This window comes from Pseudomonadota bacterium, assembly GCA_026388215.1.
GTDB lineage: Bacteria > Desulfobacterota > Syntrophorhabdia > Syntrophorhabdales > Syntrophorhabdaceae > JAPLKF01.
Genome location: JAPLKF010000108.1, coordinates 1 through 8,439, shown reverse-complemented (window position 1 = coordinate 8,439; position 8,439 = coordinate 1). Strand labels below are relative to the sequence as shown.

Genomic DNA, 8,439 nt, shown 5'->3' with positions numbered 1-8,439 from the left:
CCCTTAAATGATTTCAAAGGATCTACCTTATAGAAGGAAAAAGGATAGGCTACAATAAATAATCCACTTATATTGTCCACTTTGGTAGCTGCCTTGCTCGCTATCCATGCACCGAAGGAATAGCCTGCGAGCATTATATATGCGTCTTCATTAGTATGGTTTTTTAAAAATTTCAATGCAGTTAGTACATCCCTTACTTCCCCCTCTCCCTCATCATAAATACCACCACTTCCCCTTACACCCCTGAAATTAAATCTCAATGTAGTAAATCCTTTCATTGAAAAGCCTTCATCAAGGGCTTCCACAACGTTGTTATACATATCACCACCATAAAGGGGATGGGGATGACAGATTACTACACCTGCCTTTTTACCTTTCTCTTTTAACACACCCTCAAGAGGGCAATCAGACGCTATCGTGACCCTTTTTATTGACATACCACACTTATTTTGGTAGTTTTCTTACAAAAATTCAATAGATAAAATACTATTATGAGTCTGTTTAGAAGAAAAGATAAAGAAAAGAAACCGTACAAAGAAATCGATATACAGAGAGAGCTAAAAAGGGCAGAAAAGGATGAATCCTCATGGATAAAATGCAGTTCCTGTCAGGAGCTGCTTTATAGAAAGGAAGTGGAAAGAAATCAAAATGTATGTTTGAAATGTTTTTACCATTTCCCGATCAGTGTTGAAAACAGGATATCTATGACCTTTGACAAAGACAGCTTTGAGGAGTTGTTTACCAATATAGAACCCGTTGATTTCTTGAAATTTAAAGATACAAAACATTATAAAGTCAGGCTGGCAGATACAAAAGAATCCACAAAAAGAAGTGATGCAGTGGTTTGCGGAAGAGGCAAAATAGGCGGCATTGATGTTTTAGCTGCTATATTTGACTTTACGTTTATGGGTGGCAGCCTTGGTTCTGTGGTTGGCGAAAAAATCACAAGACTTCTCGAAGAAGGAGCAGATAAAGGGTTGCCTGTTATTGTTTTCTGTGCATCTGGCGGCGCGAGAATGCAGGAAGGCATTATGTCACTTATGCAGATGTCTAAAGTAGCAGGAGCAATATATAGATTGAAATCCCTTAAGATACCGTACTTGACGGTTCTCACTGACCCTACATTGGGTGGTGTTACTGCAAGTATTGGCATGCTGGGGGATATAATTGTTGCTGAACCTAAGGCGATGATTGGATTTGCAGGTCCGAGGGTTATAAATGAAACCATAAAAGAAGAGTTACCTCAGGGATTCCAGAGGGCAGAATATTTATTAGAACATGGTATGATTGATATGATCTTACCGAGGAAGGAAATGAAGCAGAAATTATACACCATACTGTCTTTAATAACATGAAGGAATATTCAGATGCGTTGAGGTACCTCTACAATCTTGAAAAGTTTGGAATAGTATTCGGTCTTGACAATATAAAATGGATACTCAATATTATGGGTAATCCTCAAAATTCTTTAAAGACAATCCATATTGGGGGCACAAACGGAAAGGGTTCTGTAGCATGTATACTGTCAAACATATCGAAAGAGGCAGGATACACAGTTGGCAGGTATACATCTCCCCATCTTATTTCTTTTACAGAGAGAATTGCAATTAACGAGGCTGAGATTAAAGAAGAAGAGGTAGCAGAGCTTACAGAGTTTGTAAGGCAGAAGGTTGAGAAGGAAGATAAAAACAGATTTTTTACATTTTTTGATTTCACTACAGCCATTGCATTCGAGTATTTTAATAGAAAAAATGTGGATATCTCTATCATAGAAGTAGGTCTTGGGGGCAGACTTGATTCGACGAATGTAATAAAACCTTTAATAAGCATTATAACAAATGTTGCTTTTGACCATATGGATTATCTTGGCAAGAGCACTATAGAAATAGCAAAAGAAAAGGCCGGTATTATAAAGGAAGAGGTGCCCGTTATTACTGGTGTAACGGATATGTCCAAACATATAATAGAGGAAACTGCTAAAGAGCTTAGAAGCCCTGTATATATGCTTGGCAAGGACTTCTTCTATGAAAAGATTGGGGACCAACGCATGTCTTATTCAGGGCTCAATAAAAGATTACCAGACATCTTCGTAAATCTGAAAGGAGACCATCAGTTCACAAACGTGGCATTAGCCTTATGTGCAATAGAAGTTTTGTTATCCTTAGGACTCCCTGTCAATGAAGATTCCATATATAATGCTTTGTCCAATATTAAATGGCAGGGCAGATTGGAGGTGGTAAAGGAAAAACCCGTAATCATTTTGGATGGGGCCCATAACCTCCATGGCGCCCGTGCGCTTTCTGAGTTTATGAATACGCATTACAGAGATAAGAGGAAAATATTGATTTTCGGTGTTATGAAGGACAAGGAATACAAAGAAATGCTTGAAGAGATTACACCCTTGATGGATACAACAATACTTACAAGGCCTGATATAGAAAGAGCACTCCCACCCGACTATATGAAGGCATATGTGAGAGGTGCAATTATAACAGAAGATGTAAGAAGTGCCCTCAAAGAAGCAAAGGCTATCGCAAAGGATAAAGATTTGATTTTAATAACAGGTTCCTTCTATACAATAGGAGAGGCAAAGGCAATAATTAATGAAATTTTTTAGAAACATACTTTTAATATTTATTCTTACAGTACCGCTATGTGTATATAGCAAGCAGTTGGATTATAAAACTTCATTCGCGAATCCTGTAGATATTTCCGCATTTATTCTGGAACATAATAGGGAACAGAACGTATATACAGCAAAAGGCAAGGTGGATTTGAAAGAGGGGACAAGGATTCTAAATGCTGACTATGTCAGGTATGATGAGAACACAAAGGATATATTCGCAGAAGGGAATGTAGTCTTTCAGGATGAAGGAGATATAGTTGAGTGCGAAAAGTTGTATTTAAATCTGATTACCAAAAAGGGTACTATCGAAAAGGGGAGAATATTTATTAAAAAGGGGAATTTCTACATTTCTGGTGAACAAATTGAAAAGGTTGGAGACGCTACATATAATATGATAAATGGTGAATTGACTACATGCGGTTGGGAAAAGCCTGCCTGGAAATTTTCTGCTCGGGATGTGAAAATAACCGTCGAGGGTTATGCAAAAACAAAAGGCACAAAATTTCACATTCTGGACTATCCTGTTTTTTATCTTCCATGGGGTATGTTCCCTGTAAAAACAGAAAGACAGTCCGGGCTTCTTATCCCTGAACTTATTACATCAAGCAGGGACGGAATAAAGATTAAAAACTCTTACTTCTGGGTAATATCGAAAGATAAGGATGCTACGCTTTATGCCCAATACATAGAAAAAAGGGGTCTCAGGCTTGGTTCGGAATTCAGATACACACCCAGGGAAGATTTAAAAGGGGTCTGGGATTTTTCAATTATACCTGACAAGGATTATGACAATACACGTTATGAGTTAAAGGGTAAGCATGAACAGGTATTTAAAAATGATTTAACATTAAAGCTAAACATGGATTATGTTTCAGATATGGATTACATCAAAGACTTTGCACCAACCACATCAGAAAGAAGTGAAGAGCAAATTAAATCAACCATGTATGTCGAAAAACCGTTTAAGAAATCCCTTCTCACAACTGAAGTGGCATATTTCAGAAGCCTTCTTGCAAGAAATAACGATTCTACCTTTCAATACTTCCCTTATATAACTTATTTTACAGAATACATTCCTATTATTAAGGATAAGTTTTATACAGACTTATCTTCACACTTTATTACCTTCTATAGAGAAGAAGGGAGTACATATTCGAGATTTAGTTTAGAGCCAAAGCTCAGGTTTCCCTATTCGTGGAAAGGGGTAAATTTTCTTGTTAATAGCACATTCTATGAAACAGCTTATTTGATAAACCGTTCTGATACAGAGGACAAGGGAACAAAGAGACGGGAAACTTTTAAGATAGAAGGGGACATGAATGTTCAGTTGCTTAGAAGTTATAACACAGAGATGCTTAACCTGGGTGAAATGCAAAGCCTTATAAAACCACAATTGAAATATTCTTTTATCCCGAATACATCTTTCAGGGACATACCCAATATTGACCCATATGACAGGATTTACAAAACAAATACAATAACATATTCCTTCAACCATTATCTTAATGCTTTTTCAGAAAAAGGGTCTAAAGAATTATCCCTTTTAGAAATAGAACAAACATATAGCCTTTCAGGAAAGTTAAATCCGTCTGAACTTTATAAAGGTTATGGTGATAGATTATCAGATATTAATGCAAGATTAACCTTATTTCCAAAGGATGAATTATCGATTGTCCATCAAAGCTCGTTTAACACCCATGGAGATGGTCTCACCACTATGAGTAATTCAATAACCCACAGGTCGAATATTTACTATTTAGACCTTATCCATAATTACACAAAGGATTTAAATAATGAGCTTTATTTTAACTTAGGTGGGGGGATATATAAACATATAGACGGTAGATATCAAATTCGATATTCTTTCAAGGATTCGATGTGGATAGACACATTGTATCAGCTCACTTATAATCCAGGATGCTGGGCTATTACGCTTGCCATGACCCAGACAAAAAGGCCGAGAGATACAAGTGTTAAAATCTCTTTTGACCTTGCAGGACTTACAAGTAGATAGGAGGCTACTTATGAAGGGTGTAATACTTGCTGGAGGCCTTGGGACAAGGCTTTACCCTCTTACTAAAATTACAAACAAACATCTTTTGCCGATATATGATAAACCGATGATATTTTATCCTGTTGAAACGCTTATCAATGCCGGGATAATGGATATTATGATAGTTACGGGTGGAAACTATGCAGGTGATTTCCTAAGACTTATTGGCAATGGAAAGGAATTTGGCTTAAAGCATATTAATTACACATATCAGGAAGGGGAGGGGGGTATTGCAGATGCCCTGTCTCTTGCCGAATATTTTGCAGATGGAGAACCCATATGCGTTGTTCTCGGTGATAACATTATAGAAAAAAACATTATGAAGGCTGTGAAGAATTTTGAAATGCAGAAAGGAGGGGCGAAGATTCTTCTTAAAGAGGTACCCGACCCTGAAAGATTCGGGGTGGCTGAAATAGAGAATGGTAAACTTGTAAGGGTTGTTGAGAAGCCAGTTCAGCCGAGAAGCAATCTTGCAGTAATTGGTATATATATGTACGATAGCCGTGTCTTTGATATAATAAAAACATTAAAACCATCTAATAGGGGTGAACTTGAGATTACAGACGTAAATAATGCATATATAGAGGAAGGTAAAATGACATGGGAAATGCTTCAGGGTTGGTGGACGGATGCAGGTACCTTCGAATCTTTACTTCGAGCTAGTATGCTGGTATCTCAAACAGGAGCAAATAATGTATAGATACATCGCATGGCGCATGGAGCAGAGCGCACGGAGTAACTTAAGGCTCTATGCCCTATGCCCCAGGCTCTATGCTAAAATTTAGGGGGTTTTCATGATAAACGGTGTTATTGCAAAATATTTAAAATTGATACCTGATGAAAGAGGGAGATTGATGGAAATTTTAAGAAATGATGACGACATGTTTATTAAGTTTGGTCAGGTATATATCACAACCACTTACCCTCATGTTGTGAAAGCATGGCATTATCATAAGAAGCAGGATGATTTCATTACGTGTATAAAAGGGATGTTGAAGCTTGTTCTTTTTGACAATAAGGATGGATCACCTACAAAGGATGAAATAAACGAATTCTTTATCGGTGAATACAACCCCATGCTTATTAAGGTTCCAGGAATGGTCTATCATGGCTGGAAATGTATAAGTGAAGAGGAGGCAATCGTTATTAATATCCCAACAGAACCATACAACAGAAAGAAACCGGATGAATACAGGATTGACCCGTATATCAATAATATACCTTATAAATGGGAAAGAAAAGATGGGTAATACCTGCATATTGGTTACAGGAGGTTGTGGTTTTATAGGAGCTAATTTTATCAAGCACATTTTATCTAAATACCCTTATAACATTATAAACCTTGATAAACTCACGTATGCTGGAAATCTTGAGAACCTTAAAGAAATAGAGAATGATAGCCGGTATACCTTTATAAAGGGTGATATTGCAAATGAAGCTGATATAGAAAGGATATTTTCATCATCAGAGATAGATATCGTGATCAATTTTGCCGCAGAATCCCATGTGGATAGGAGTATTATGGATCCCGGTGCCTTTATAAAAACAAACATTATCGGAACGTTTAACCTCCTTGAGACCGTGAAGAAAGGTCGTGTGAAACGATTCATACAGGTTTCAACGGATGAGGTCTATGGTTCCCTTGGGAAAGAAGGAAAATTCCATGAAGATACCCCCCTTGCCCCGAACAGTCCCTATTCTGCATCTAAGGCATCGGCAGATATGTTAGCCATGGCATACTATAAAACGTATAGAACGCCTGTGATGATAACGAGATGTTCAAATAACTATGGGCCATACCAGTTTCCTGAAAAGTTAATTCCCCTTGTCATTACGAATGCACTTGTTGACATGGAATTGCCTGTGTATGGTGATGGTATGAATATTAGAGACTGGATACATGTTTTGGACCACTGTGAGGCAATAGATATTGTTCTCCATAAAGGAGAAAGTGGTAATGTATACAATATAGGTGCTGAAAATGAAAGGACCAACATCGAAATAGTGAAATTGATCCTGAATATCCTTGGAAAACCTGAGACATTAATAAAGTATGTAAAGGATAGACCTGGTCATGATAGAAGGTATGCAATAGACTCAACAAAGATAAAGAAAGAATTGGGTTTTAAAACAAAGGTAAGTTTTAAAATGGGTATGGAGGAAACTGTCGCATGGTATATAGAGAATAAGTCGTGGTGGAAAAGGATCAAAAGCGGAGAATATCTGGAATATTATAATAAGATGTATACAGGAAGATGAAGATTATTACAAAATGAAACTCATTATCACTGGTTGCCGCGGTCTTGTAGGAACAAATATCCTACCTATACTAAATCGTTATTTCAGTGTAATACCCCTTGATATTGAAGAATGGGATATAAGTGACAGAAAGACTGGAGAATCCATTATTCGAGAATATATGCCCGATATTGTTTTAAATCTCGCAGCATTTACTGACGTGGATGGATGTGAAGATCGTCAGGAATTGGCACAAAAGGTAAACGGTGAAGGGGCAGGTATTATTGCAGAACTTTGCAGGATGTATAACATCAGGCTTGTCCATATCAGTACCGATTATGTGTTTGATGGTGAAAAAGGCTCACCTTATACAGAAGAAGATATGCCGAATCCATTATCAATATATGGTATGACTAAACTATCAGGTGAAAAGAATGTTATGGAAAAGTACCCGTCACCTCTTATTATAAGGGCCCAATGGTTATATGGAAATGGTGGGGAGACATTTATATCCAAGGTGATAAAGATTGCCCAGGAGAAAGGGGTTGTAAAAGTAGTTGAGGATCAGAGGGGCACCCCAACATATGCAAAGGATTTAGCTGAACCTATAAGAATTCTTATAGAGAAAGGTAAATCGGGAATATACCATATCTCCGATAGTGGCTCATGTACCTGGTTTGAGTTTGCAAGAGAGGTTTTCAGGTGCCTAAAGATTGATGTTAAATTAAAACCAATTACATCTCTTATGCTAAACAGAAAAGCCAAAAGACCTAAATATTCTGTCTTTGATTGTACTAAACTTCAAATGGATACGCATATTACAATGAGAACTTGGCAGGAAGCCCTTCAAGAGTATCTGGGTTAAACGAGATGAAGATTATATTTTTTGCAGATGCACACCTTAATAAGAAGCATGGCGGAAGGGCTCAATTAGTAGAAACCTTTGTGCACGATATCTGTGAAGATGCTGATATGGTTGTAATTCTCGGGGATTTATTTGAATTTTATCATGGATTTGATGGGTATATTTACCCGTGGTATAGAAATGTTATTGATGGATTTAAACATATAACAGAAAAGGGTAAATTAGTTTATTTTATAGAAGGTAACCATGAGTTTGATATGGGTAGTTTTTTTGAATCCTATACTGGTATAAAGTGTGTAAAAGATCTGATTATTGATATTGAAGGCAAAAAAACATTTATATCCCATGGACATGAAATTAATAAATTATGTTTGGAAAATGTCCTTAAATCACCTTTTATCTATGCATTAATGAATCTTTTTGGTCCGGAATTTACCTGGAAGATAGCAATGGCAGTAAGAATCTTTTTATCAAAGAAGAAGAGACATTATAATAAAAAGGTACAGAATGCATTTAGAAAATATGCTCAAAAAAGGCTTGAGGAAGGTTATGACGTAGTTATATTGGCGCACTCACATATGTCTGATAGGGTTGAGTTTAATTCTGACAACAACAAAAAGATTTATTTAAATGTAGGTGATTTTATCAAATATTCCA

General features: G+C 36.8%; 9 protein-coding genes. 8 read left to right on the top strand and 1 reads right to left on the bottom strand.

From position 1 onward, the window contains the following. Positions 1-437, bottom strand: a 437-nt coding sequence (locus NTU69_06275; GenBank protein ID MCX5803127.1) for an alpha/beta hydrolase, incomplete at its 3' end; no start/stop codon positions are given. A gap of 54 nt (positions 438-491) precedes the next feature. Here NTU69_06275 and accD point away from each other — a divergent pair. From accD to NTU69_06235, 8 genes are all read left to right on the top strand, one after another. After that, positions 492-1,355, top strand: a complete 864-nt coding sequence (accD, locus tag NTU69_06270) for an acetyl-CoA carboxylase, carboxyltransferase subunit beta (protein ID MCX5803126.1) — start codon at positions 492-494, stop codon at positions 1,353-1,355. Continuing rightward, the gene (locus NTU69_06265; GenBank protein ID MCX5803125.1) at positions 1,352-2,617 is read left to right on the top strand and encodes a bifunctional folylpolyglutamate synthase/dihydrofolate synthase; all 1,266 of its coding nucleotides are present in this window, start codon (positions 1,352-1,354) and stop codon (positions 2,615-2,617) included. Before accD ends, NTU69_06265 begins: the two co-directional genes overlap by 4 nt. Before the next feature lie 55 nt (positions 2,618-2,672). After that, positions 2,673-4,640, top strand: coding sequence for an LPS assembly protein LptD (lptD, locus tag NTU69_06260; GenBank protein MCX5803124.1), 1,968 nt, complete (start codon positions 2,673-2,675; stop codon positions 4,638-4,640). 10 nt (positions 4,641-4,650) lie between these two features. Then, entirely contained in the window at positions 4,651-5,379 is a 729-nt protein-coding gene (locus NTU69_06255) for a sugar phosphate nucleotidyltransferase (GenBank protein MCX5803123.1), read from the top strand. A gap of 94 nt (positions 5,380-5,473) precedes the next feature. Further along, positions 5,474-5,929, top strand: coding sequence for a dTDP-4-dehydrorhamnose 3,5-epimerase family protein (locus tag NTU69_06250; GenBank protein MCX5803122.1), 456 nt, complete (start codon positions 5,474-5,476; stop codon positions 5,927-5,929). Next, positions 5,922-6,938, top strand: coding sequence for a dTDP-glucose 4,6-dehydratase (gene rfbB / locus NTU69_06245; GenBank protein ID MCX5803121.1), 1,017 nt, complete (start codon positions 5,922-5,924; stop codon positions 6,936-6,938). The genes NTU69_06250 and rfbB overlap by 8 nt, the downstream gene beginning before the upstream one ends. 13 nt (positions 6,939-6,951) lie before the next feature. After that, positions 6,952-7,782 (top strand): dTDP-4-dehydrorhamnose reductase, encoded by an 831-nt coding sequence (gene rfbD, locus NTU69_06240; GenBank protein MCX5803120.1) that lies wholly within the window; start codon positions 6,952-6,954, stop codon positions 7,780-7,782. Beyond that, positions 7,749-8,439 (top strand): metallophosphoesterase (locus NTU69_06235; GenBank protein ID MCX5803119.1); only part of this gene is annotated, 691 nt, incomplete at its 3' end. The genes rfbD and NTU69_06235, both read left to right, overlap by 34 nt.